The sequence below is a fragment of the Leifsonia sp. P73 genome, from assembly GCF_051059105.1.
In the GTDB taxonomy this organism is placed as follows: domain Bacteria; phylum Actinomycetota; class Actinomycetes; order Actinomycetales; family Microbacteriaceae; genus Leifsonia.
The window spans coordinates 158,245-183,614 of the sequence record NZ_CP194931.1; the positions used below are offsets into that span (position 1 = coordinate 158,245).

14 protein-coding genes and 4 pseudogenes are annotated in these 25,370 nt (G+C 72.1%); 14 read left to right on the forward strand and 4 right to left on the reverse strand.

Features of this window, described 5'->3' with window-relative positions; genetic code table 11:
* Positions 1–114: 114 nt before the first annotated feature.
* The 3 genes and pseudogenes from ACQ86L_RS00840 to ACQ86L_RS00850 all read left to right on the forward strand — a co-directional run bounded on the left by ACQ86L_RS00840 (position 115) and on the right by ACQ86L_RS00850 (position 3,859).
* A complete protein-coding gene (locus tag ACQ86L_RS00840; protein WP_434317289.1) occupies positions 115–1,998 on the forward strand; it encodes a hypothetical protein in 1,884 nt (627 codons plus the stop codon).
* 39 nt (positions 1,999–2,037) lie between these two features.
* Positions 2,038–3,002: pseudogene (locus tag ACQ86L_RS00845) on the forward strand (tetratricopeptide repeat protein).
* Between the two features lie 71 nt (positions 3,003–3,073).
* Positions 3,074–3,859, forward strand: coding sequence for an SDR family oxidoreductase (locus ACQ86L_RS00850; protein WP_434317290.1), 786 nt, complete (start codon positions 3,074–3,076; stop codon positions 3,857–3,859).
* A gap of 19 nt (positions 3,860–3,878) precedes the next feature.
* Here the strand turns inward: ACQ86L_RS00850 and glgB are convergent.
* Positions 3,879–6,085, reverse strand: a pseudogene (glgB, locus tag ACQ86L_RS00855) (1,4-alpha-glucan branching protein GlgB).
* On the reverse strand, positions 6,082–8,178 hold the full coding sequence (locus tag ACQ86L_RS00860; RefSeq protein ID WP_434317291.1) for an alpha-1,4-glucan--maltose-1-phosphate maltosyltransferase: 2,097 nt from the start codon (positions 8,176–8,178) through the stop codon (positions 6,082–6,084). The pseudogene glgB and the gene ACQ86L_RS00860 overlap by 4 nt, the downstream one beginning before the upstream one ends.
* An 82-nt stretch (positions 8,179–8,260) precedes the next feature.
* Between ACQ86L_RS00860 and glgP the strand changes: the two genes are divergently transcribed.
* Positions 8,261–10,828 (forward strand): alpha-glucan family phosphorylase, encoded by a 2,568-nt coding sequence (glgP, locus tag ACQ86L_RS00865; protein WP_434318955.1) that lies wholly within the window; start codon positions 8,261–8,263, stop codon positions 10,826–10,828.
* Between the two features lie 54 nt (positions 10,829–10,882).
* On the opposite strand, the gene ybaK is transcribed toward glgP, so the two are convergent.
* Entirely contained in the window at positions 10,883–11,377 is a 495-nt protein-coding gene (gene ybaK / locus ACQ86L_RS00870; protein ID WP_434317292.1) for a Cys-tRNA(Pro) deacylase, read from the reverse strand.
* Positions 11,377–13,494 carry a glycogen debranching protein GlgX gene (gene glgX, locus ACQ86L_RS00875; RefSeq protein ID WP_434317293.1) on the reverse strand — a complete coding sequence of 706 codons (2,118 nt, stop codon included), beginning with the start codon at positions 13,492–13,494 and terminating at the stop codon, positions 11,377–11,379. The genes ybaK and glgX overlap by 1 nt, the downstream gene beginning before the upstream one ends.
* Before the next feature lie 48 nt (positions 13,495–13,542).
* On the opposite strand from glgX, the gene ACQ86L_RS00880 reads away from it, so the two are divergent.
* From ACQ86L_RS00880 to ACQ86L_RS00925, 10 genes and pseudogenes are all read left to right on the forward strand, one after another.
* Entirely contained in the window at positions 13,543–14,748 is a 1,206-nt protein-coding gene (locus ACQ86L_RS00880; RefSeq protein WP_434317294.1) for a cysteine desulfurase family protein, read from the forward strand.
* A gap of 9 nt (positions 14,749–14,757) precedes the next feature.
* Positions 14,758–15,858: a tRNA 2-thiouridine(34) synthase MnmA gene (gene mnmA, locus ACQ86L_RS00885; RefSeq protein WP_434317295.1), complete on the forward strand. Its 1,101-nt coding sequence runs from the start codon at positions 14,758–14,760 to the stop codon at positions 15,856–15,858.
* 61 nt (positions 15,859–15,919) lie between these two features.
* Positions 15,920–18,165: pseudogene (gene ligA / locus ACQ86L_RS00890) on the forward strand (NAD-dependent DNA ligase LigA).
* A 222-nt stretch (positions 18,166–18,387) separates the two neighbouring features.
* Positions 18,388–19,632 (forward strand): alpha/beta hydrolase, encoded by a 1,245-nt coding sequence (locus ACQ86L_RS00895; RefSeq protein WP_434317296.1) that lies wholly within the window; start codon positions 18,388–18,390, stop codon positions 19,630–19,632.
* 105 nt (positions 19,633–19,737) lie between these two features.
* The gene (gene gatC / locus ACQ86L_RS00900; RefSeq protein WP_382463298.1) at positions 19,738–20,034 is read left to right on the forward strand and encodes an Asp-tRNA(Asn)/Glu-tRNA(Gln) amidotransferase subunit GatC; all 297 of its coding nucleotides are present in this window, start codon (positions 19,738–19,740) and stop codon (positions 20,032–20,034) included.
* A gap of 2 nt (positions 20,035–20,036) precedes the next feature.
* Positions 20,037–21,584, forward strand: coding sequence for an Asp-tRNA(Asn)/Glu-tRNA(Gln) amidotransferase subunit GatA (gene gatA / locus ACQ86L_RS00905; protein WP_434317297.1), 1,548 nt, complete (start codon positions 20,037–20,039; stop codon positions 21,582–21,584).
* Positions 21,584–23,083 carry an Asp-tRNA(Asn)/Glu-tRNA(Gln) amidotransferase subunit GatB gene (gene gatB, locus ACQ86L_RS00910; protein ID WP_434317298.1) on the forward strand — a complete coding sequence of 500 codons (1,500 nt, stop codon included), beginning with the start codon at positions 21,584–21,586 and terminating at the stop codon, positions 23,081–23,083. The genes gatA and gatB overlap by 1 nt, the downstream gene beginning before the upstream one ends.
* Positions 23,080–23,592, forward strand: a complete 513-nt coding sequence (locus ACQ86L_RS00915) for a GNAT family N-acetyltransferase (RefSeq protein WP_434317299.1) — start codon at positions 23,080–23,082, stop codon at positions 23,590–23,592. Before gatB ends, ACQ86L_RS00915 begins: the two co-directional genes overlap by 4 nt.
* A gap of 110 nt (positions 23,593–23,702) precedes the next feature.
* Entirely contained in the window at positions 23,703–24,263 is a 561-nt protein-coding gene (locus ACQ86L_RS00920; RefSeq protein WP_434317300.1) for a YbaK/EbsC family protein, read from the forward strand.
* Positions 24,260–25,179: pseudogene (locus tag ACQ86L_RS00925) on the forward strand (oxygenase MpaB family protein). Before ACQ86L_RS00920 ends, ACQ86L_RS00925 begins: the two are co-directional and overlap by 4 nt.
* The last annotated feature ends 191 nt before the right edge of the window (positions 25,180–25,370 follow it).

Below are 25,370 nucleotides of genomic sequence, written 5' to 3' on the forward strand. Positions count from 1 at the left end.
CGTACCCGCATGGGGGACTGCGTGACCGTGCAGACAACGGTTAGATGCCTCTCAGGGTGACCCATTATCGTTGTGTGACTGTGCCCGCCCCCGTCCGGCACTGAGGAGTTCTGTTTGCGTTTCGTACTGGCCATCGTCGCGTTCGTGGTCGCTGCCGTCATGATCGTTGCCGGCATCGCCCAGCGCACGATCTTCGCACCACCGTCGCAGGTGACCGCTGCCGCGACCGTCCCCGCCGACACCCGCTACGTCGTGATCGACAGCGCGGTGCTGAACGCCCACCCCGGGCAGCAGACGCTGTCCGTCTCCGGCTCGAAGAACGCCAAGACCCAGATGGTCGCCTACGGCCGCACCGCCGACGTGAAGGCGTGGCTGGCGGACCAGAAGTACGCGACCATCGCCTACCGTGCGGGCGACAGCGCGGTGACGGTGAAGACCGTGACCCCGAAGTCCGGCGCGACGGGCTCCTCCGGCGCGGCCTCCACAGCCACCCCGGCCCCGACAGCCACGCCGACGCCTGCACCCACCGGTGCTGCCACGACGCAGGCCGCCGCCCCTGGCCCGAACCCGGCCGGCTCCGACCTCTGGCTCGACGAGTTCGACGGCCAGGACGCCCAGGTCACCAAGATGAACGTCCCGTCCGGCGTCAGCGTCATCGTCGCCGGCGACGGGACCGCCCCGGCCCCGGACAAGATCGTCCTGACCTGGCCCGTCGACACCAGCACGCCGTGGGCGTTCCCGCTCATCATCGGCGGACTCGTGCTCCTGGTGATCGGCATCGCGCTCTACCTGTGGGGGCTCTACACCCACCGCAGGTCGCGCGGACCACGACGCAAGAGCGGACCCAAGATGCCGAAGCTCCCCAAAGCCCCCAAGTACAAGCCGACCGCGTCCATCGAGGCGACCCCGCGCGGACGCCGGTCGACCCGCCGCACGCGCGTGATGGCCCCTGCCCTCCTCGCGGGCGTCCTCGCCCTGACCGGCACCGGTGCTGGCGCCGCGTTCGCGGAGACGTCGACGCCCACGCCGACTCCCACGGCGACGTCGAGCGCACCGCACGGCAACGGCAACTCCCCGGCCCCCGCCGTGACGGCGCCGCAGCTGGAGCGCATCGTCAAGCGCATCTCGGTCGCGGCGGCCAACGCGGACGCCAAGAACGACCCGAACCTGGCCAAGCTGCGCTTCGCCGGCCCCGCTCTGCAGCTGCGCGACGCCAACTACGCGATCCGTGTCAAGAAGGCCGACCAGCCCGCGTTGCCCGCCATCCCGGCCGGGCCGCTGGAGCTCTCGCTGCCGCAGGCGACCGACAGCTGGCCGCGCACCGTCACCGCCGTCGTGAAGATGCCGAACGACGCCACCGGCAAGGCGCAGGCCCCGCTCGCGCTCGCCCTCGTGCAGCAGACGCCGCGCGACAACTACATGGTGGAGTACGCCATCGCCCTGGAGCCGAACGTGAAGGTGCCGAACCTGGCGCCGGCGAGCATCGGCGCCGCCGTGGTGCCCCCGGACTCCAAGCTGCTCAAGGTCCAGCCCGACCAGGTGGCCGCCGCGTACGGCGACATCCTGCTGAACGGCGAGAAGAGCAAGTGGTACTCCAGCTTCGACCTCACCGACGACAAGCTCGTGGCGCAGGTCGGCGCCTCCTGGAAAGCACAGGAGCAGGCCAGGCTCGCCCAGCAGTTCGGGCAGACGTCCACGCTGACCTTCGCGGGCCGCGTCGGCGCCGGCCCGGTCATCTCGATGGCGACCAACGACTCCGGCGCCATCGTCTGGGTCAACCCGGAGGAAGTGCAGCTCCACCGCGTGACGGAGGCCGGCGCCCAGGTCATCGCGGGCGCGACGACGGCGGCGCTGAGCGGGGTCGCGCAGTCCAACACCGGCATCGAGTCGGTGTACGGCTACCAGCTCGCGTTCTACGTGCCCCCGGCGGGCTCGGACGAGAAGGTGCGGCTGCTCGGCTTCGCCCAAGGGCTGGTCTCCGCGCGCGAGGTGCCGTGACCCGCATCCCGTGCGGGACCGCGCAGTAGGCTTGACTCCATGAGTCAGCTTCCGCCCAATCCGACGAATCTCCGCGGCGCCGTGGACCTGAGCGGCCTGGTGAACCGGCCGCAGCCCGGCCAGGGCGACGCGGGCGGCGCGGCGCAGGGTGAGCCGGTCGAGCTGCCCAGCCTGTTCTTCCAGGGCACCGACGCCAACTTCAACGACTTCATCGACCTGTCGATGCGCATCCCGGTCGTGGTCGCGCTCACGGCCTCCTGGGCCGACCCCGACCGCGCGCTCGCGACGGTCCTCGACCGCGTCACGAACGACCTCGCGGGCCGGATCGTGCTCGTCCAGGTCGACGTGGACGCCAACCCGCAGCTGGTGCAGGCGTTCCAGGCGCAGTCGGCGCCGGCCGTGGCCGGCATCGTCTCGGGCCGGCCCGTGCAGCTCTTCACCGGAGCGCTGCCGGAGGACCAGGTGCGCGACGTCGTCGCCCAGCTGCTGGAGCTGGCCGCGCAGAACGGCGTCACCGGCACGGCGCAGGTCGACGCCGCGACGGGGAGACCCCCGGCGCGGAGTCCGACGAGCCCGCGCCCGAGCCGCCGCTGCCGCCGCTGCACGCCGAGGCGTACGACGCGATCGACCGGGGCGACTATCCCGCGGCCATCGCCGCCTACAAGACCGCCATCGCGCAGGACCCGCGCGACCAGATGGCGATCGCCGGGCTCGCGCAGGTGAGCCTGCTGGCGCGCCTGGCCGGCCGCACGCTGGACGAGATCCGCAACGCCGCGGCCACCGCGCCGGACGACAGCGACGCACAGCTCGCCGTCGCCGACCTCGACCTCTCCGGGGGCCACGTCGACGACGCGTTCGACCGGCTGCTGACCCTGTTCCCGACGCTCGACGCCGAGGGCAAGGAGGCCGTGCGCGCCCGCATCCTCGAGTACTTCGAGATCGTCGGCGTGGAGGACCCCCGCGTCGGCAAGGCCAGGGCTAGGCTGGCGTCACTGCTCTATTGAGGTGCGCCCTCCAGCCCCGGGGGTCCGACGCACGGAGCAGTTGACATCCCCCTCGCCTGGAAGGCTCGCGCATGTCCCGTGTGCTCGTCGTCGGTGGGACCGGTCTCGCCGGTCGTGCCGTCACCGCTGAGGCCGTCGCGCGCGGCCACCAGGTCGTGGTCGCCGCCCGGCGCACGCCCGACGACGACGCGCCCGCGTACGTCGACGGCGCGGCCTATGTGACGGCCGACCTCGTGACGGGCGACGGGCTGGAGGAGGCGGTGAACGGCGTCGACGTGATCATCGACGCGAGCAACGCCGGCGGCCGCCGCGCGTCGCACGTGTTCGCGCACGGCTCCCGCAACCTCCTGCACACCGCCGCCCGCTTCGGCGTCGGCCGGGCGGTGCTGCTGTCCATCGCGGGCATCGACGGCGCGCGCTACCCGTACTACCGGTCGAAGCTGGTGCAGGAGAGCACCTACCTGGAGTCTCCGCTGGAGGTCAGGGTCGTGCGCGCGACGCAGTTCCACGACTTCGTCACGTCGGTCTTCGAACGCGGCCGCCGGTTCGGGACGCTGACGGCGCCCTCCGGCACGCGGTTCCAGCCCATCTCGGTGGCCGACGTCGCGCGTGTCCTGGTGGACGCGGCCGAGGGAGAGGGCGAGCCGGGGTCGACCCGCACGGTGGGCGGCCCGCGGGTCGAGAGCGCCCGCGCGCTCGCCCGGCAGTGGAAGGACGCCACCGGCACGCGCCGGCCGATCCTGTCGGTCCGCCTCGGCGGCCCGCTCGGCTCGGCGTGGCGCGCGGGGCGTCACCTCGCGCCGGAGCACGCGGTCGACGGCGTTCCGTACGCTGCGTGGCTCGGCGAATCCGCCTGACGCCCGATCCGCCTGAAAGTCAGCGGCGCGGCCGCAGGTACAGCGCTCCCAGCGGCGGAAGCGTCAGGACCGCGGAGGCCGGGCGGCCCATCCACGGCTCCTCGTGCGCGGTGACACCGCCGAAGTTGCCGACGCCGGAGCCGCCGAAGTCCTCGGCGTCCGTGTTGAGGAGCTCCTCCCACTCGCCGGCGAACGGCAGCCCGACCCGGTAGTCGGCGTGCGGGTTGCCCGAGAAGTTCAGCAGCACTGCGATCGGCGAGCCGTCGCGGTCCTTGCGCAGGAACGCGAGGACATTGCCGGCGGCGTCGGAGCCGTCCAGCCACTCGAAGCCGCCGGGGTCGTTGTCCAGCGCCCAGAGCTGCGGGTTGTCGCGGTAGACGGCGTTGAGCTGGGCGACGAGGTTCCAGAGCCCGCGGTGACTCGGCTGGTCGAGCATCCACCAGTCGAGGCCGCGCTCCTCGCTCCACTCGGAGTACTGCCCGAACTCCTGCCCCATGAACAGGAGCTGCTTGCCGGGGTGCGCCCACATGAAGGACAGGAAGGCGCGCACGTTCGCGAGCTGCTGCCAGTGGTCGCCCGGCATCTTGCCGATCAGCGAGCCCTTGCCGTGCACGACCTCGTCGTGGCTGATCGGCAGCAGGAAGTTCTCGCTCCAGGCGTAGACGAAGGAGAACGTGATCTCGCTGTGGTGGTAGCTGCGCCACATCGGGTTCTCCTGGATGTACTGGAGCGCGTCGTGCATCCAGCCCATGTTCCACTTGAGCCCGAAGCCGAGGCCGCCCGAGGAGGTCGGCGCGGTCACGCCGGCGTAGCTCGTGGACTCCTCGGCGATCATCACGGTGCCGGGGTTGCGCTTGTAGGAGGTCGCGGTGACCTCCTGCAGGAAGCCGATCGCCTCCAGGTTCTCGCGGCCGCCGTGGATGTTCGGCTCCCACTCGCCCTCGTTGCGCGAGTAGTCGAGGTAGAGCATCGAGGCCACGGCGTCGACCCGGAGGCCGTCGATGTGGAACTCCTCCAGCCAGTACAGCGCGTTCGCGACCAGGAAGTTGCGGACCTGCGAGTTGCCGTAGTCGAAGATGTAGGTGCCCCAGTCCTTGTGCTCGCCGCGGCGGGGGTCGGCGTGCTCGTAGAGCGCCTGGCCGTCGAAGCGGGCGAGCGCCCAGTCGTCCTTGGGGAAGTGGCCGGGCACCCAGTCGAGGATGACGCCGATGCCGGCCTGGTGCAGCCGGTCGATCAGGTACTTGAGGTCGTCCGGCGAGCCGAACCGGCTGGTCGGGGCATAATACCCGGTGACCTGATAGCCCCACGAGCCGCCGAACGGGTGCTCGGCGAGCGGCAGGAACTCGACGTGGGTGTAGCCCAGGCCGCCTACGTAGTCGATGAGCTGGTCGGCGGCCTCCCGGTAGCCGAGGCCCGGCCGCCAGCTCCCGAAGTGCAGCTCGTAGACGCTCATCGGCCCGGCGTGCGGGTCGGTGGCGGCGCGGCGTGTCATCCACTCGCCGTCCGCCCACTCGTGCCGGCTGACCGTGACCACCGACGCGGTGTTCGGGGGATCTCCGCGAACTGCGCCATCGGGTCGATCTTGCGGACCCACTCGCCGTTGCCGCCGAGCAGGTCGAACTTGTAGATGGAGCCCTCGCCCAGCCCGGGCACGAACAGCTCCCACACGCCGGAGGCGCCCATGTTGCGCATCGCGTGCAGGGTGCCGTCCCAGCCGTTGAAGTCGCCGACGACCCGCACCGCTCGGGCGTGCGGCGCCCAGACCGTGAACGAGGTGCCGACGACGCCGCCGAGGTCGCGGACGTGCGCGCCGAGCGCCGTCCAGAGCTGCTCGTGCCTGCCCTCCCGGATCAGGTGGAGGTCGAGCTCGCCGATCGTCGGCAAGAACCGGTAGGGGTCGTCCGTGGTCCAGGTGCTGCCGCCGTCGTAGCGCGCCTCCAGTTCGTACGCGCCGGGGCCGACGATGTCGACGCCCTGCCAGATGCCGTGGCCGAGGTGGGCGAGCTCGATGTGCGCTCCGGTCGGCAGGATGGCGAAGACCGCCTCGGCGAGCGGCCGGAGCGCGCGGATGACCGTGATCGGGTCCTCGACGCCGCGTGCTGCGACCTGGTGCTGACCGAGCACGGAGTGCGGGTCGTGGTAGCTGCCGGTGGCGACGGCCCGCAGCACGTTGTCGTCCAGTGCGGGCAGGTCGACGGCGGCGGCGCCCTCGGGGATCGGGGTCATCGTGCGGCCTCCAACGGCTTGACGGTCAGGATGTGCACCGGCTCGGTGAACGCGTCGAGCCGGACGTAGGCGTCGGCTCCCCAGGTCCAGCGCTGGCCGGTGACCAGGTCGCGCACCTCGAACTGCGCGCCGGGCTCGATGCCGAACGCCGTGACGTCGAGGTGGATCATCGTCTCGCGCACCGAGTGCGGGTCGACGTTGGCGACGACGAGCACCGCGTCGGGCTTGCCGCTGCGGGTGAACTCGCCGGCCAGGTACTTCGAGTAGACGAGGATCGAATCGTCCTCGCTGCGGTGCACCTGCAGGTTGCGGAGCTGGCGCAGCGCCGGGTGCTCGCTGCGCGCGCGGTTGAGCATGGTCAGGTACGGCGCGAGCGAGCGGCCGAGCGCGGCGGCCCTGGCGTAGTCCCGCGGCCGGTACTCGTACTTCTCGTTGTCGATGTACTCTTCGGCTCCCGGCCGGGCGACGTTCTCGTACAGCTCGAAGCCGGAGTAGACGCCCCAGGTGGGCGCCGCGGTCGCCGCGAGGGCCGCCCGGATCTTGAAGGCGGCCGGGCCGCCGAACTGGAGGTACTCGGTGAGGATGTCCGGGGTGTTCACGAACAGGTTCGGCCGCAGGAAGTCGGCCGTCTCCGTCGCGAGCCCGGTCAGGAACTCCTCCAGCTCCTCCTTCGTATTGCGCCAGGTGAAGTAGGTGTACGACTGCTGGAACCCGGCCTTCGCGAGCGTGTGCAGCAGCGCGGGCCGGGTGAACGCCTCGGCCAGGAACACCACGTCGGGGTCGGTCTCGTTGACCGTGTGGATGAGCCACTCCCAGAAGTGCAGCGGCTTGGTGTGCGGGTTGTCGACGCGGAAGATCCGCACGCCGAGCGACATCCAGTACCGCACGATCCGCAGCACCTCGGTGCGCAGGCCGTCGTAGTCGTTGTCGAAGTTGATCGGGTAGATGTCCTGGTACTTCTTCGGCGGGTTCTCCGCGTAGGCGATCGTCCCGTCCGGGAGCGTGGTGAACCACTCCGGGTGCGTCGTGACCCAGGGGTGGTCGGGGGAGGCCTGGAGGGCGAGGTCGAGGGCGATCTCGAGCCCGGCCTGCTTCGCCTTGCCGAGGAAGAAGACGAAGTCCTTCTCGGTGCCGAGGTCCGGGTGGATGGCGTCGTGGCCGCCCTCCGGCCCGCCGATGGCCCAGGGCGAGCCCGGGTCGTTCGGCCCGGCCTCCAGGGTGTTGTTCGGCCCCTTGCGGAAGGTGCGGCCGATCGGGTGGATCGGCGGCAGGTAGACGACGTCGAAGCCCATCGCCGCGACCTCGGGGAGGCGCTTGGCCGCGGTGCGGAACGTGCCGGACTGCCAGCTGCCGTCGGCGGTGCGCTTGGCGCCCTCCGACCGCGGGAAGAACTCGTACCAGCTGCCGACCCCCGCGCGGGTGCGCTCCACCAGGACGGCGCGCGTCGCCGAGAGCGACGGCAGGGCGACAACGGGACGCTCGGTGAGGATGCGGCGGATGCGGTCGTCCACCGCCGCCTGGAAGCGCTCGTCCACGCCGCGCCCGGCGTCGGCGACGACCCGGGCGGCCTCGGACAGGTGGCGGCGCTCCGCGGTGCTGCGGCGCTTGTCGGTCGCCGCCCGCTCCAGCAGTTCGCGTCCCATGGTCAGCATCAGCTCGACGTCGACGCCGGCCGGCACCTTGACCTCCGCGTTGTGCCGCCAGGTCGCGTACTCGTCGGCGTAGGCCTGGATGCGGTACCGCCACAGGCCCTCCTCCTCCAGCTGGACCTCCACGCCCCAGCGGTCTGTGCCGGGGGCGAGCGGCCGCATGTGGTGCTCGGTCTGGTTGCCCGACGGGTCGAGCAGGATCAGGTCGACGCCGATCCGGTCGTGCCCCTCGCGGAAGGCGGTGGCCCGGAACGGGACGACCTCGCCGCTGAACGCGGAGGCCGCCCACTGGCCCTCGTCCACCTGGGGCGAGAGTCCGAGGATGGGGAGCCGGGGGAGGAGGGGGTCGTACTCGGGCGCCGTCTGGACGGGTTCAGGCTCGACGGCTGCCGGCGCCTCCGGTGCTGCGGCGGCTGATGATTTGGTCGCTGCGCTCTTTGCCACATGCCGACCGTACACTCATTCGCTCTTTCGTCATGAGCCCTCATTAACACTCCCGTCATGAGGCCCGTCTATGCTCGTGCGAGTGAAGGCCATCCGTAGATTCACCGTCCGCGCCGTCCTCCCCGAGACCCTCTCCGCCCTGGAGGAGATCGCCGGCAACCTCCGCTGGTCCTGGCATGAGCCGACCAAGGAGCTGTTCGCCCGCATCTCCCCGGAGCTGTGGCAGGAGGTCGAGCACGATCCGATCGCGCTGCTCGGGTCCGTCGAACCGGCCCGCCTGGCCGAGCTCGCCGCCGACCCCGGCTACGTCGACTGGGCGAACCACGTCCGCGACGAGTTGCGCGCGTACATCCGCGATCCGCGCTGGTATCAATCGCTGGACGGCTCGGCGCCGGCCTCCATCGCCTACTTCTCGCCCGAGTTCGGCATCGCGTCCACGCTGCCGCAGTACTCCGGCGGCCTCGGCATCCTCGCCGGCGACCACCTCAAGGCCGCCAGCGACCTCGGCGCTCCGCTGGTCGCGGTCGGCCTCTTCTACCGCTCCGGCTATTTCGCACAGGCGATCACGCCGGACGGCTGGCAGGTCGAGAGCTATCCGGCGCTCGACCCCGACGGCCTCCCGCTGAGCGTCCTGCGCGACCCGGACGGGGCGCCGGTGCAGATCACGCTCGCCCTGCCGGCCGGCGAGCTGCGCGCCAGGGTCTGGCAGGCCGCGGTGGGCCGGGTGACCCTGCTGCTGCTGGACACCGACATCCCCGAGAACGACGAGAGCCTGCGCTCGGTGACCGACCGGCTCTACGGCGGAGGCGGCGAGCACCGCCTGCTGCAGGAACTGCTGCTCGGCATCGGCGGCGTGCGCGCGGTCAAGGCGTGGACCGAGCTCACCGGCGCGCCGGCGGCGGAGGTCTTCCACACCAACGAGGGGCACGCCGGCTTCCTCGGCCTGGAGCGCATCTCCGACCTGATCGGCGAGGGGCTGACCTTCGACCAGGCCCTCCAGGTGGTGCGCGCCGGCACGGTGTTCACCACGCACACGCCGGTCCCCGCCGGCATCGACCGGTTCGACCGGCCGCTGGTCGAGCGCTACTTCTCGACGGCGCTCCTCCCGGGCGTCGAGCCCGCCCAGGTGCTCGCGCTCGGCGCGGAGGACTACCCCGGCGGCTCCGACGCGGTGTTCAACATGGCCGTCATGGGCCTCCGCCTCGGCCAGCACGCCAACGGCGTCTCCCGCCTGCACGGCGAGGTCAGCCGGCAGATGTTCGGCGGCCTGTTCCCCGGGTTCGACAGCCCGGAGGTGCCGATCGACTCGGTGACCAACGGCGTCCATGCGCCGACCTGGACCGACCCGATGCTGCGCTCCCTCGCGATGGAGCGGCTCGGCACCGACGACACCACGCACGCCGACTGGGCGAACCGCGGCGCGGTGAGCGACCTCGATCTGTGGAGCGTGCGCACCCGGATGCGCGAGCAGCTCGTCAGGGACGCCAGGCACCGCGTCGCCGCGGCCTGGGAGGCGCAGAACCCCGGCGGGATCGCGCCGGTCTGGATCGGCGACCTCCTCGACCCGAACGTGCTCACCATCGGGTTCGCCCGGCGCGTGCCGACCTACAAGCGGCTCACGCTGATGCTGCATGACCCGGAGCGGCTGAGGAACATCCTGCTGCACCCGGAGCGTCCGGTGCAGTTCGTGATCGCGGGCAAGTCGCACCCGGCCGACGACGAAGGCAAGCGACTGATCCAGAAGCTGGTGCAGTTCGCCTCCGAGCCGGAGATCCGCTCGCGGATGGTGTTCCTGCCGGACTACGACATCGGGATGGCCCAGCTGCTCTACCCGGGCACCGACGTCTGGCTGAACAACCCGTTGCGGCCGCTGGAGGCCTGCGGCACCTCCGGGATGAAGGCGGCGCTGAACGGCGGGCTCAACCTGTCCATCCTGGACGGCTGGTGGAACGAGTTCTACGACGGCGAGAACGGCTGGGCGATCCCGTCCGCCGACGCCGCGGGCGACGGGGCCGAGCGCGACGCGCTGGAGGCCGAGGCGATGTACGACCTGATCGAGCACCAGATCGCGCCGCGGTTCTACGACCGAGACGGCGACGGCGTGCCGGAGACCTGGGTCGGCCAGATCCGGCACACGCTCGCGACGCTGTCCTCCCCGCTGAGCGCCGAGCGGATGGTGCGCGAGTACGTGGAGCGGCTCTACATCCCGGCCGCGGCCAACGAGAAGCGGCTGAGCGCCGACGACTACCGCGACGCGCGCGAGCTCGCCGCCTGGAAGGACCGCGTGCGATCCGCGTGGCCCGGCGTGAACGTGGCCCACGTCGACGCGGGCGGCCTCGACGCCGTGCCGCAGGTGGGCGACCACCTCCGGGTGCGCGCCCTCGTGCACCTGAACGGGCTGCGCCCGGAGGACGTGGAGGTGCAGCTCGTCTACGGCCGCAGCTACGACGGCGAGGACCTGACCGGCGTGCACTACGAGCGGCTGACGCTCGACCACCCCATCCCCGGCGCCGACCCGTCCGTCGCGCACGAGTTCTCCGGCGGCGTGACGCTGACCTGGGCCGGCTCCTTCGGCTACACCGTCCGCGTCGTCCCCGTCAACGACCTGCTGCTGTCCTCCGCCGAGCTCGGCCTCGTCGCGGCCGCCTGACGATCTACCTGACAGGACACGCCGCCTCCGCCCGGGCCGAGGCGGCGTGTCCTGTCAGTTCGTTCGCGCGATGGGCGCGTAGGTGGCGTGCGTCGCGGCGACGAGCGCGGCCGGCGCGAGCTCCAGGTCGAGGCCGCGGCGGCCTCCCGAGACGTACACCGTGTCGAAGAGCTGCGCGGTCTCGTCCACGACGGTGACGTGCCGGGTCTTCTGGCCGATGGGGGAGATGCCGCCGACGACGTAGCCGGTCCGCCGCTCGGCGACGGCGGGGTCGGCCATCACCGCGCGCTTCGCGCCGACCGCCGCGGCCAGCGCCTTGAGGTCGAGCATCCCGGTCACCGGGACCACGCCGACCACGAGCCCGAGCTCGGTGTCGGCCAGCAGGGTCTTGAACACCCGGTCCGGCTCCACGCCCAGCGCGTCGGCGGCCTCCAGACCGTAGGAGGGTGCCGCCGGGTCGTGCTCGTAGGCGTGCACGGCGAACGGGATGTCCGCAGCTCCCAGCGCGACCGTGGCGGGCGTGCCGGCCGAGGCCGGGCGCTTCGCCATCAGGCCGTCCCCGCCGGCGTCTCGACGCGCGGCCCGTTCGCCCGGTAGAGCTGCATCGAGGTGCCGCCCACGAGGCGTTTGCTGCCCGGCGCGAGCTCGACGCCGTCCTCCAGGATCGGCACCTCGGTCGCGCTGTCCCAGAGCAGTTGGTACGACTCCACGCCCGGCGCGACCGGGAGGGAGACCTCCACGTCGTCCTCCACGCCGTGCACGATGAGGAGCACGCGGTTGAACTCCTCCTTGTCGGGCGTGGAGGCCGCCAGGTACTGCAGGGTGCGGTTCTCCGGGGAGTTCCAGTCCTCGTCGTCCATGAGCGCGCCGGTGGCGTCGTACCAGTCCATGTGGCTGGCGTTGGGCGTGGTCTGGCCGTAGACGGCGAACCGGCTCGGGCGCAGCGCCGGGTTCTCGCGGCGCAGCTCCAGCAGTCGGCGGGTGGTGTCGAGCATCTCGCGCTGCTCCCTGGTGCGCAGCCAGCTCATCCAGGTGAGCTCGCTGTCCTGACAGTAGGCGTTGTTGTTGCCGCGCTGGCTGCGGCCGAACTCGTCGCCGGCGGTGATCATCGGCACGCCCGCGGAGAGCAGCAGCGTGCCCATCAGGTTGCGCATGGCCTTGTGCCGGTCGAGCAGCACGTGCTCGTCCAGGGTCGGACCCTCCGCACCGTGGTTGAACGAGCGGTTGTTGTCGGTGCCGTCCCGGTTGTTCTCGCCGTTGCCGAGGTTGTGCTTGACGTTGTACGCGGTGAGGTCGGCCATCGTGAAGCCGTCGTGGGCGGTCACGAAGTTGATGGACGCCAGCGGCCCGCGCTCGGGCGAGAACGTGTTGGAGGAGCCGGCGAGGCGGGTGGCGAAGCCGCCGATGCCGATCGGGGCCTGGCCGTTGCGGCGCGCCTCCGCGATGTCGGCCAGCCAGAAGTTGCGGACCCGGTCGCGGTAGCGGTCGTTCCACTCCGACCAGCCGTCCCTGCCGCACGTGCCGTCGGCGTTCTCGGGGCCGCCGGGGAAGTTCCCGGTCTGCCAGCCGCCGATCCCGACGTCCCATGGCTCGGCGATGAGCTTGACGTCGGCGAGCGCCGGGTCGCTCAGCATGTCGTTGATGAGCGGGTGGTCGCGGCTGTAGGAGGCGTCCTCCCCGCGGCCCAGCGTCACGGCGAGGTCGAACCGGAACCCGTCGATCTGCACCTCCCGCGCCCAGTAGCGCAGCGAGTCGAGCACCAGGCGCTGCGGGACCGGATGCCCGAAGTCCACCGTGTTGCCGCAGCCGGTGACGTCGATGTAGACGCCGTTCGCGTCCTGGCGGTAGTAGGTGGCGTTGTCGATGCCGCGCAGGCTCGTGCGCGGGCCGCCGATGCCCTCCTCGGCGGTGTGGTTGTAGACCACGTCGAGTATCACCTCGATGCCCGCCTCGTGCAGCAGCTTCACCATCCCCTTGAACTCCACCAGCACGGCCTCCGGACCCGCAGCCTGAGCGGCGCGGGTGGCGTAGGGGGCGTGCGGGCTGAAGAAGTTGAGGGTGTTGTAGCCCCAGTAGTTGGTCAGGCCCTCGCGGATGAGGCGCTGCTCGGAGGTGAACGCGTGCACGGGAAGCAGCTCCACGGCGGTGACGCCGAGGTGCTTCAGGTAGCCGATGGTGGACTCGTGGGCGAGCCCCGCGTACGTGCCGCGCAGCTCCTCCGGCACGTCCGGGTTCTGCCGGCTGATGCCGCGCACGTGCGCCTCGTAGACGACGGTGTGGTCCAGCGGGGTGCCTGGCTTGCGGGAGTCCCCCCAGTCGAAGCCGTCGGAGACCACGGTCGAGCGCCACTCCTCCGGGCCGACGCGCGTCAGGCCCTTCGCGTACGGATCCATCAGCAGCGACTCGGGGTTGAACATGTTCTGCGGGCCGGACGGGCCCGAGACGTTGATCGCGTACAGGCTGCCGACCTGGAGACTGCGGGAGCGGCCCATCCAGACGTTGTTGGCGTCCTTGACCATCGTCACGGTCTTGGTCCGCCAGTCCGGGTCGTCGCGGTGGAACAGCAGGAGCTCCATCGCGTCGGCGTGCTCGGAGTACACCCGGAGCTCACCGCCGTGCGGACCGATGCGTACACCCAGGTTGCGCAGAGGATCGGCGGACGTCATGCGTTCTAGAGTAGGACCACACCGCGCCGCACCCTGAAGGAGGCTCCGGTGCCCGTCTACCTCGACCACGCCGCCACCACCCCCATGCGTCCGGAGGCGATCGCCGCCTTCACGGACGCGCTGGGGCTCGTCGGCAACCCGTCGAGCATCCACAGCCAGGGCCAGCAGGCCAAGCGGATGCTGGAGGAGGCCCGCGAGGCGGTCGCGTCGACGCTCGGCTGCGACCCCATCGAGGTCGTCTTCACCTCGGGCGGCACGGAGGCGATCAACCTCGCGGTCAAGGGGCTGTACTGGGCGCGCAACACCGGCGCCGCGCGTCCGCGCATCCTCGCGCCCGGTGGGGAGCACCACGCGACGCTCGACGCGGTGGAGTGGCTGGAGCGCGCGGAGGGGGCGCGGGCGCAGTGGCTGCCGCTCGACCCGGAGGGGCGGATCGCGCCGGCGGTCGTCGAGGACGCACTGGCCTCCCCGTCGGATGCCGCGCTGCTGACGTTCCTCGCCGTGAACAACGAGGTGGGGACGATCCAGCCGGTCGCAGAGCTGGCCGCCCTCGCACGCGACGCCGGGGTCCCCGTCCACGTGGACGCGGTCGCGGCGTACGGCCACCTGCCCCTCTCGTTCGCCGAACTCGGCGTGGACGCCCTCAGCGTCTCCGCTCACAAGATCGGGGGACCGGTCGGGATCGGGGCGCTCGTCCTCGGCCGGCGCTCGGCGGTGGTGCCGCTCATCCACGGCGGCGGGCAGCAGCGCCAGGTGCGCTCCGGGACGCAGGACGTCGCAGCGGCCGTCGCGTTCGCTGCGGCGGCGCTCGCCGCGGAGGCCGAGCGCGCCGACGAGGCGCGCAGGCTCGCGGGGCTGCGCGACCGGCTGATCCGCGGGGTGCGGGAGGCCGTGCCGGCGGCGGTGCTGAGCGGCCCCGAACCCGCGAGCGGCGACCGGGTGGCCTCCAACGCCCATTTCGTCTTCCCGGGAGCGCAGGGCGACTCGCTGCTGTTCCTGCTGGACCTCGCCGGGCTCTCGGTCTCCACCGGCGCCGCCTGCACCGCAGGCATCCCGGAGCCGTCGCACGTGCTGCTCGCGATGGGGCGCAGCGAGCAGGAGGCCCGCAGCGCGCTGCGCTTCACGCTCGGCCGCACCTCCAGCGAGGCGGACGTGGACGCGCTGCTCGCGGCGCTCCCGTCCGCGTACGCCCAGGCGGCGCGCGCGGGCCTGGCCGAGCGCGCACCCGGGAGCCGCTCAGCCGCCACGGCGTAGACTCCTCGGGTGCGAGTTCTGGCAGCGATGAGCGGTGGCGTCGATTCCGCCGTGGCCGCCGCGCGCGCCGTGGAGGCCGGGCACGACGTCGTCGGGGTGCACCTGGCTCTCAGCAGGATGCCGGGCACGCTGCGCACCGGCAGCCGCGGCTGCTGCACCATCGAGGACTCGATGGACGCCCAGCGCGCCGCGAACATCATCGGCATCCCGTACTACGTCTGGGACTTCTCCGAGCGGTTCAAGCTCGACGTCGTGGACGACTTCATCGCCGAGTACTCCGCCGGCCGCACCCCCAACCCGTGCATGCGCTGCAACGAGCGCATCAAGTTCGCCGCTCTGCTGGAGAAGGCGCTCGACCTCGGCTTCGACGCCGTGTGCACCGGGCACTACGCGAGCATCCTGACCGACGCCGACGGCAACCGGGAGCTGCACCGCGCGAGCGCGTGGGCCAAAGACCAGTCGTACGTCCTCGGCGTGCTGACGGCCGACCAGCTCGCGCACGCGATGTTCCCGCTCGGCGCGACGCCCTCGAAGGCGGAGGTGCGCGCGGAGGCGGCCGAGCGCGGCCTGAGCGTCGCGAACAAGCCGGACTCGCACGACATCTGCTTCATCCCCGACGGCGACACGCGCGGCTGGCTGGCCGAGCACGTCGGCGCGGCGGAGGGCGACATCCTCGACCGCGAGGGCAACCGGCTCGGCTCGCACGAGGGCGCGCACGCGTACACGGTCGGCCAGCGCAAGGGCCTCAACATCGGCTACCCGTCCCCGGACGGCCGCCCGCGCTTCGTGCTGGAGGTCCGGCCGAAGGACAACACCGTGGTGGTCGGCCCGAAGGAGGCCCTCGACATCGCCGAGATCGCGGGCTCCCGCTTCACCTGGGCCGGGCAGGCTCCCGTGTCGGCGGAGACCCCCTTCGCGTGCGAGGTGCAGATCCGCGCCCACGCCGACCCTGTCCCCGCGGTGGCGCAGGTGCGGGACGGCGAGCTCGTCATCCGCCCCGACGCCCCCCTGAACGGCGTCGCCCCCGGCCAGACCGCCGTCGTCTACGTCGGCACCCGCGTCCTCGGCCAGACCACCATCGACCGCACCGTCTCCGCCGTCCCCGCCTGACCCGTCCTCCGGTGGCCGCTGGGTGGCGCGGGGGGTCGGTGGTCGTGAATATGCTTGCTGGGTGACCGACGAGCAGGACGCGCACGCACGCGCGGAGGCCCAGGACCTGACCACCCGCATCCTCGAGCTGCGCGACGCGTACTACGAGCGCGACACCGTGCTCGTCAGCGACGAGGAGTACGACCGCATGCTGCGGCGCCTCGAGGAGCTGGAGCGCCTGCATCCCGAGCTGCAGAGCCAGGACAGCCCCACCCAGACCGTCGGCGGCCGCGCGCAGACGACGCTGTTCGCGCCGGTGCAGCACGCCGAGCGGATGCTCAGCCTCGACAACGTGTTCTCGCTCGAGGAGTTCGAGGGCTGGGCTGCCAAGGTCGAGCGCGACGCCGGCCGCCGGGTCGACTACCTCTGCGAGCTCAAGATCGACGGCCTCGCGATCAACCTCCGCTACGAGAACGGCGTGCTCGTCTCCGCCGCCACCCGTGGTGACGGCGTCGTGGGGAGGACGTCACCGAGAACGTCCGCCTGATCCCGGCCATCCCGCAGCGGCTCGCCGGCGACGGCCCGTTCCCGCCGCTGGTGGAGGTGCGCGGTGAGGTGTTCTTCCCGGTCGCCCAGTTCGACGAGCTCAACGCCCACCAGCAGGAGGCCGGCGAGCGCGTCTTCGCGAACGCCCGCAACGCCGCCAGCGGCTCGCTGCGGCAGAAGGCGGAGGGCAAGAACGCCGCCCAGCTCGCCCTCATGCGCGACCGGCTGCGCCGCCTGCACATGCTCGTCCACGGCATCGGCGCCTGGCGGAACCCGCCGGTCGACGCGCAGTCGCAGGTCTACGAGCTGCTGAGCTCGTGGGGCCTGCCGACCTCCACCCACTACCGGGTCCTCGGCTCGGTCGCCGAGGTGGACGAGTTCATCCGCTACTACGGGGAGCACCGCGGCAGCGTCGAGCACGAGATCGACGGCATCGTCATCAAGGTGGACGAGCTGGCCCTGCACGACGAGTTGGGGGCGACCTCCCGGGCTCCGCGCTGGGCGATCGCCTACAAGTACCCGCCGGAGCAGGTCAACACCAAGTTGCTCGACATCGTGGTCAGCGTCGGCCGCACCGGCCGGGCGACGCCGTTCGCGGTGATGGAGAAGGTGCGCGTCGCCGGCTCCGAGGTGCGCCAGGCGACGCTGCACAACCAGGACGTCGTCAAGGCGAAGGGCGTGCTCATCGGCGACACGGTCGTCCTGCGCAAGGCGGGCGACGTCATCCCGGAGGTGCTCGGCCCGGTGGTCGAGCTGCGCGACGGCACCGAGCGGGCCTTCGTGATGCCGGAGAACTGCCCGGAGTGCGGCACGAGGCTCGCTCCGGCCAAGGAAGGCGACATCGACCTCCGCTGCCCCAACGCCGAGTTCTGCCCGGCGCAGGTGCGCGGCCGGGTGGAGCACATCGGATCGCGCGGCGGGCTCGACATCGAGGCGCTGGGAGAGGTCGCGGCCGCTGCGCTCACCCAGCCGCGCTTCCCGGAGACGCCACCGCTGCCGACCGAGGCCGGGCTGTTCGGGCTGACCCTGCGGGAGCTGTTCCCGATCGAGGTGGTCGTCCGCGACTCCGAGACGGGGCTGCCGAAACTGACCGACTCCGGCGCCGAGAAGGTGGACACACCGTTCCGCCGTCGTCGCCAGAAGAAGGACGGACCGTTCCACCCCGATTCCGCGGAGTTCGACGGTGACGAGTTGTACGTTCCCTCCAAGAACGCGCTGGAGCTGGTCGCGAACCTCGCCGCCGCCCGCACGAAGCCGCTCTGGCGCATCCTCGTGTCGCTCAACATCCGGCACGTCGGCCCGGTCGCCGCCCGCGCGCTGGCCGACCACTTCGGGTCGCTCGACGCCATCCGCGGCGCCTCCCGGGAGGAGCTCGCCGCGGTCGACGGCGTCGGCGGCATCATCGCCGACGCGGTGCTCACCTGGTTCGAGGTCGACTGGCACCGCGAGATCATCGAGCGCTGGGCCGCCGACGGAGTGCAGTTCGCCACGCCTGGGCACGCCGGACCCGGCGAGCAGGCCGACGCGGGCGGCGTCCTGGCGGGACTGACCGTCGTCGCCACGGGCTCGCTGGAGGGCTTCACCCGCGAGGGGGCGCAGGAGGCGATCATCGCCGCAGGAGGAAAAGCGGCCTCCAGTGTGTCCAAGAAGACCGATTTCGTCGCCGCGGGACCGGGCGCGGGGTCTAAGCTCGCCAAGGCGGAAGAACTGGGGGTGCGTGTCATCGACGCCGCCCAATTCGCGATCCTTGTCGAGAAGGGCCCCTCCGGGCTCGAAAACTAGTCCGTCACTTTGTGGACAGACCACAAGTTATCCCCCTGAATCGGGGGTAGAACGGCCATCCGTCCACCCCCGGATGCGGCTAGAGTCGTGGTGTGCGCTCGCCCGGTGCACGCAAGGGCTTAGCTCGCTCGCTCTCGGAGGGACCCGGACGGAGTGCTGGTCGGCTTTGCAGCAGCTTCCATCGTCACCTCGGTCGTCACAGGACTGACCGGGGCCTTCGTCATGCCTGCCCACGTTGCGCAGGCGGCGCAGCTTCCCGCGGTCGCTCACCCCGCGCCGGCGGCGGTCGGGGACGCGCCGGCCAGCTCCGGCCCGGCGGGAGCGGGCGCCTCCGCCGCGAGCGCCGCGGCCGTCCTCGGCTCGATCCGCGCGGTCGACCCTGCGGCGCTGCCCGGGTTCCTCGGCGCGCACGCCTCCGACCTGAACCGGCTGCTGACCAACCCGCCCGCGGCGAGCGACGTCAGCCAGCTCTGGAAGCTCCTCGACCCGTCCCGCCAGGCTGCGCTCGTGAAGTTCGCGCCGCATGTGATCGGCAACCTGGAGGGCGTCCCGTACGACATCCGCGGCAAGGCGAACGTGCTCGACCTCGACCGCACCATCGCCTCCGCGAAGTCCGACCTGCGCACCCAGCGCGGCAAGACCGAGCGCGTCGCCCTCAAGCGCCAGCTCACGACGCTCGGCAACGTCGAGACCGCGCTGAAGAAGAAGGACGGCGTCACGCGCACCCTGGTCTCGCTCGACACGTCGGCGGACGCCAGGGCCGCGATCGTCGTCGGCGACCTCCGCACGGCGCGCTACGTGAGCGTGCTGGTCCCCGGGATGTACATGGCGGTGGGGGAGCAGGTCGAGGGCTGGGCCGGCGTCGCGCAGGACCTCTACTCGCAGGAGACCGGCTTCCTCAAGCGCTTCCTCGGCTCCCGGTCGAACGGCACGGCCCCCGGCGTCGCGGTCGTGGCATGGATCGGCTACCAGACCCCGGTGCTGACGAACATCGGCGGCATGGATCTCGCCAGGCAGGGCGCCGACAGCCTGGAGCGCACCCTGATCGGGCTCCAGTCGCTGCGCCAGGCGGACCCGCCGTACCTGAGCGTCCTCGCCCACTCGTACGGCTCGACCGCCGCGCTGCTCGCGCTGGAGAAGGGCACAGTCACGGTGGACGCGCTCGCGCTGATGGGGTCGCCCGGGTCGGACGCCCAGTCGGTGCACCAGCTCGGCGTCCGCGGCGGCAACGTGTACGTCGGCAAGGCGTCGATGGACCCGATCGTGAACAGCGCGTTCTTCGGCAGCGACCCGGGGGCGCCCTCGTACGGCGCGAAGAAGATGGGCGTCGGCGGCGGGACCGACCCGATCACCCACAAGAGGCTCACCGGGTCGAGCGGCCACAACGAGTACTTCAGCGCAGGGACCGAGAGCATGCGCAACCTCGCGCTGATCGGCATCGACCAGGGCGAGCGCGTCCTCAGCTAGCGGACGCCTCCGAAGGCCGTCCGCCTGGCGCCCCGGGGGCGGGCGCGCGCGGTCGCGGTCACCCTAGAATTGACTCAGCCCACTCAGACACCACCACGGAGACGCATGTCCGAAATCAGCGCAGAACAGGTCGCGCACCTGGCGAGCCTCGCCAGGATCGACCTCAGCCCGGAAGAGATCGAGAGCCTCACCAGCGAGCTCGGCCAGATCGTCGAGGCGGTCGCAAAGGTGCAGGAGGTCGCAGGTCCCGACGTCCCCGCGACGAGCCACCCGCTCCCGCTCACCAACGTGTTCCGGTCCGATGTGGTCCGCCCGTCGCTGACCGTCGAGCAGGCGCTCTCCGGCGCCCCCGAGCGCGAGGGCGACCGGTTCAAGGTCGCCACCATCCTGGACGAGGAGTAAGCATGACGGATCTGACCAGGCTCTCCGCCGCTGCCCTCGCCGACCTGCTCGCCACGCGCGAGGTCTCCTCGGTGGAGGCCACCCGCGCCCACCTCGACCGCATCGAGGCGGTCGACGCCGACGTGCACGCCTTCCTGCACGTCGCGGGCGAGAACGCCGTCCGCACCGCCGCCGAGATCGACGGCCGCCGGGCCGCAGGCGACCCGCTCGGCCCGCTCGCCGGCGTCCCCGTCGCGATCAAGGACGTGCTCGCCACCCACGACATGCCGTCGACCTCCGGTTCGCGGATCCTGGAGGGCTGGATGCCGCCGTATGACGCGACCGTCGTCCGCAAGCTGCGCGACGCCGACCTGGTGCCGCTCGGCAAGACCAACATGGACGAGTTCGCGATGGGCTCCTCCACCGAGCACTCCGCGTACGGCCCGACCCGCAACCCGTGGGACCTGGAGCGCATCCCCGGCGGCTCCGGCGGCGGCTCGGCCGCGGCCGTCTCCGCCTTCGAGGCGCCGTTCGCGCTCGGCTCCGACACCGGCGGCTCGATCCGCCAGCCCGCCGCCGTCACGGGCTCGGTGGGCGTCAAGCCGACCTATGGAGGCGTCAGCCGCTACGGCGCGATCGCGCTGGCGAGTTCGCTCGACCAGGTCGGCCCCGTCTCGCGCAGCGTGCTCGACGCGGGTCTGCTGCACGACGTGATCGCGGGGCACGACCCGTTCGACTCCACGTCGCTGACCGACACCTGGCCGTCGATGGCCGAGGCCGCCCGCGCGGGCCTGCGCGACGGCGCGCTGAAGGGCGTGCGCGTCGGCGTGGTCCGCGAGCTGAACGGCGAGGGCTTCCAGGCCGGCGTCAAGCAGCGCTTCGTGGAGGCGCTGGCGCTCCTGGAGGGCGCGGGCGCCGAGATCGTGGAGGTCGAGGCTCCGAGCTTCGAGTACGCGGTCGCCGCCTACTACCTGATCCTGCCCGCCGAGGCGTCCAGCAACCTGGCCCGCTTCGACTCGGTGCGCTTCGGCCTCCGGGTGAACCCGGAGGACGGCCCGGTCACCGTCGAGCGCGTGATGGCCGCGACCCGTGACGCGGGCTTCGGCCCCGAGGTCAAGCGCCGCATCATCCTCGGCACCTACGCGCTGAGCGCCGGCTACTACGACGCCTACTACGGCTCGGCCCAGAAGGTCCGCACGCTGATCCAGCGCGACTTCTCCGCCGCGTTCGAGAAGGTGGACGTGCTGGTCAGCCCGAGCGCCCCGACCACGGCGTTCAAGTTCGGCGAGAAGCTCGCCGACCCGATGGCGATGTACCTCAACGACATCACCACCATCCCCGCGAACCTCGCGGGCGTGCCCGGCATGGGCCTCCCGATCGGCCTCGCGCCGGAGGACGGCCTCCCCGTCGGCATCCAGCTCATGACACCGGCGCGCGCCGACGCCCGGCTCTACACCATCGGCGCCGCCCTGGAGCGGCTCCTGGAGGAGCAGTGGGGCGGCAGCCTGCTGAGCCAGGCGCCCGATCTGAGCGCCACCGAGATGTTCGCGAGCGAAGAGGGAGCGGTCTGATGGCCAAGGCCCAGTTGATGGACTACGAAAAGGCCCTCGAGCTGTTCGAGCCGGTGCTCGGCTTCGAGGTGCACGTCGAGCTGAACACCGCGACCAAGATGTTCTGCGGCTGCGCGAACGAGTTCGGCTCCGGCGCGAACACGAACACCTGCCCGACCTGCCTCGGCCTCCCCGGCGGCCTCCCGCAGGTCAACGAGAAGGCGATCGAGTCGAGCATCCGCCTCGGTCTGGCGCTCGGCTGCGACATCGCCGAGTCGAGCCGGTTCGCTCGGAAGAACTACTTCTACCCCGACCTGGCGAAGGACTTCCAGACCTCCCAGTACGACGAGCCGATCGCGCACGACGGCGTCGTCACCATCGAGCTGGAGAACGGGCGCGAGCTGACCATCGAGATCGAGCGCGCGCACATGGAGGAGGACGCCGGCAAGCTGACGCACGTCGGCGGCGCCACCGGCCGCATCCAGGGCGCCGACTACTCGCTGGTCGACTTCAACCGCGGCGGCGTCCCGCTGGTCGAGATCGTCACCAAGATGATCGAGGGAGCGGAGGGCGACGCCCCGGAGGTCGGCCGCACGTACGTGCGCGCCATCCGCGACCTGGTGAAGGCGCTCGGCGTCTCGAACGCGCGCATGGAGGAGGGCAACGTCCGCTGCGACGCCAACGTCTCGCTCCGCCGCCGTGGCTCGTCCGAGCTCGGCACCCGCACCGAGACCAAGAACGTGAACTCGCTGCGCTCGATCGAGCGCGCGGTGCGGTACGAGATCCAGCGCCAGGCCGCGATCCTCGACGCCGGCGGCACGATCACGCAGGAGACCCGGCACTGGCACGAGGACACCGGCACCACCTCCGCCGGCCGCCCGAAGTCGGACGCCGACGACTACCGGTACTTCCCGGAGCCCGACCTGGTGCCCGTGGCCCCGAGCCGCGAGTGGGTCGAGGAGCTGCGCGGCACGCTCCCGGAGGCGCCGGCCGCGCGCCGCAAGCGCCTGACCGCCGAGTGGGGCTTCACCGCCCTCGAGTTCCAGGACGTGGACAACGCCGAGCTGCTGGACGAGCTGGAGGCGACCATCGCCGCCGGCGCGACCCCGGCCGCCGCGCGCAAGTGGTGGACCGGCGAGATCGCGCGCCTCGCGAACGCGCAGGGCGTCCCCGCCGGCACCCTGGTCAGCCCGCAGCACGTGGCCGAGCTCGCCGCCCTGGTCGACGCCGGCACCCTCACCGACCGCCTGGCCCGCCAGGTGCTGGAGGGCGTCATCGCCGGCGAGGGCGCGCCGCAGGAGGTCGTGGACGCCCGCGGACTCGCGGTCGTCTCCGACGACGGAGCGCTGATCGCGGCCATCGACGAGGCGCTCGCGGCGCAGCCGGACGTGCTGGAGAAGATCCGCGACGGCAAGGTCCAGGCCGCCGGCGCGGTCATCGGCGCCGTCATGAAGGCGATGAAGGGCCAGGCGGACGCGGCGCGCGTACGCGAGCTGGTGCTGGAGCGCGCCTCGCAGTGACCCCGGCGGTCGAACTCGTCACGGACGCGAGCGCTGCTGCGGCGGCGCTCGCGCCCGTGCTGATCGACACCGTGGAATCGGGCGCGAGCGTCGGCTGGATCGAGCCTCCCACGCATGACGAGGCGGTGCGGTGGTGGAGCGCGCTCCTCGCCGACCCCGACACCCAGACCTGGATCGCCCGCGACGGCGACCGTGTACTCGGCACGATCAGCCTGGTGCGCGCGGCCAAGCGGAACGGCCCGCACCGCGCCGAGGTGATCAAGCTCATGGTGCACCGGGAGGCCAGGGGCCGCGGCATCGCGCCGGCGCTCATGGCGGCGCTGGAGGAGCACGCGGCCGCGAGCGGGCTCACGCTGCTCGTCCTCGACACCGAGACCGGGAGTCTGGCCGAGTCGCTGTACGGCCGCTGGGGCTGGCAGACGGTCGGCGGCATCCCCGATTACGCGGTGGCGCCCTCCGGAGAGCTCGGCGGCACGACGATCATGTTCAAGCGGCTCGACCCCCGCTGAGCCCGGGCCGACGCGGGGACGCAACACGCCGCGTGCGCCAGGACGTAGCGGCGTGTTGCGACCCCTGTGCGAGCAGAGCGAAGGACCGTGCCGCGCGCTAGCGTAGGCGCATGGGCGTCTTCACACTCGGCGGGCTGACCACGGCCCCCGCCTCCTCCCGCACCGACCTGCTGGCCCCGGCCACCCTCGCAGCCCTGACCGGGCTCGGCTGGCTCGACGAGGTCGGTGTCGTGGAGATCGACCCGCGCGTGTCCGACACCGCCGCTACGCAGGAGCAGTTCGGGCTGACGGCCGACACGCTCGCCAACTGCGTCGTGGTCGGGGGCAAGCGCGAGGGCGTGGAGCGGATCGCCGCCTGCGTCGTGCTCGCGACCACCCGCGCCGACGTCAACAACACCGTGAAGCGGCTGCTGGACGTCCGCAAGGCGTCCTTCCTGCCGATGGAGCGCGCCGTCGAACTGACCGGGATGGAGTATGGCGGCATCACGCCGATCGGCCTGCCGCCCGAGTGGCCGCTGCTCGTGGACTCGCGCGTGGTGGCCGACGGCGTCGTGGTCATCATCGGGTCCGGCGTGCGACGGTCGAAGATCCTGCTCCCCGGCCGGCTGCTCGGCGAGCTGCCGTCCGCGCAGGTGATCGACGGGCTCGGCCAGGAGTTCGCAGCGCGATGACCGACGCCGGCGTCGACCGCCTCCTCGGCCCGGTGCGGTCGCACCTGATCGAGACGCTGTCCGGGCGCTCCGACCGCATCCCGAGCTGGGTGCTGCGCCTGGAGGACGGCGAGGACGAGGGCTTCTTCCCCGCGGGAGGCGCCGCCTGGACGGTCCACGGCGGGATGCCGACCCTCGTCGCGGGCGTCCGCGCCCTCCTGCTGCAGGCGCTCCACCCGGGCGCGCTCGCGGGGGTGCGCGACCACTCCCGCTACCGCGAGGACCCGCTGGGCCGCTTGGCCGGCACGATCCAATGGATCCACACGGTCACCTTCGGCAGCCGCGGCCAGGCCGTCGCCGGCTCCGAGCTGGTGAAGACCCTGCACGAGCGCGTGCACGGCAGCTACGTCGACGGGCACGGCATCACCCGGCCGTACACCGCGAACGACCCCGACCTGGCCGAGTGGGTGCACCTGGCCTTCACCGACGCCTTCCTGACGGCGCACGAGCGCTGGGGGTCGCCGATCCCGGGCGGCGCGGACGGGTACGTGGGCGAGTGGGCGACCGCGGCCGAGCTGATGGGCGTCGGCGACCCGCCGCGCACCGCCGCCGACCTGCGCACCCGCATCGACGCGGTGACCGACGCGGGGAGCTGCGCGGCGGCCCGGAGGTGGAGGAGATCGTGCGCTTCATCCGGCGCGCTCCGCTGCGCGCGACGCTGCGCCCGTCGTACCGGGTGCTGTTCCGCGCAGCGGTCTCCACGCTGGAGCCGCGGCACCGCGCACTGCTCGGGCTGCCCGTGGCCGACCGGCTGCCGATCCACCGCGCGACGGCCGTCGTGCTCGGGGGAGCGCAGGTGCTGCTGGGGCCGCAGACACAGGCGGAGCTGGCGGCCCGGAGGCGGCTGGCGCGGCTCGCGGCGGCGCCGGGAGGCTGACCCGGGCGCGCAGGGGCTGCCGTCGTCTGTGAGAACGTGCAACCCCGCGGCCCGGCTTCGGAGCTACGCTGTGCTCCGGTGGCCCGTTCACCGGTGAGCGGACCCGAGTCACCGGAGGTGTTGCCATGACATCCACCCGTCCAACCGCGCCCGACGAGGCCGGGAACAAGGGCCTCAAGGGGGCGCGCTCG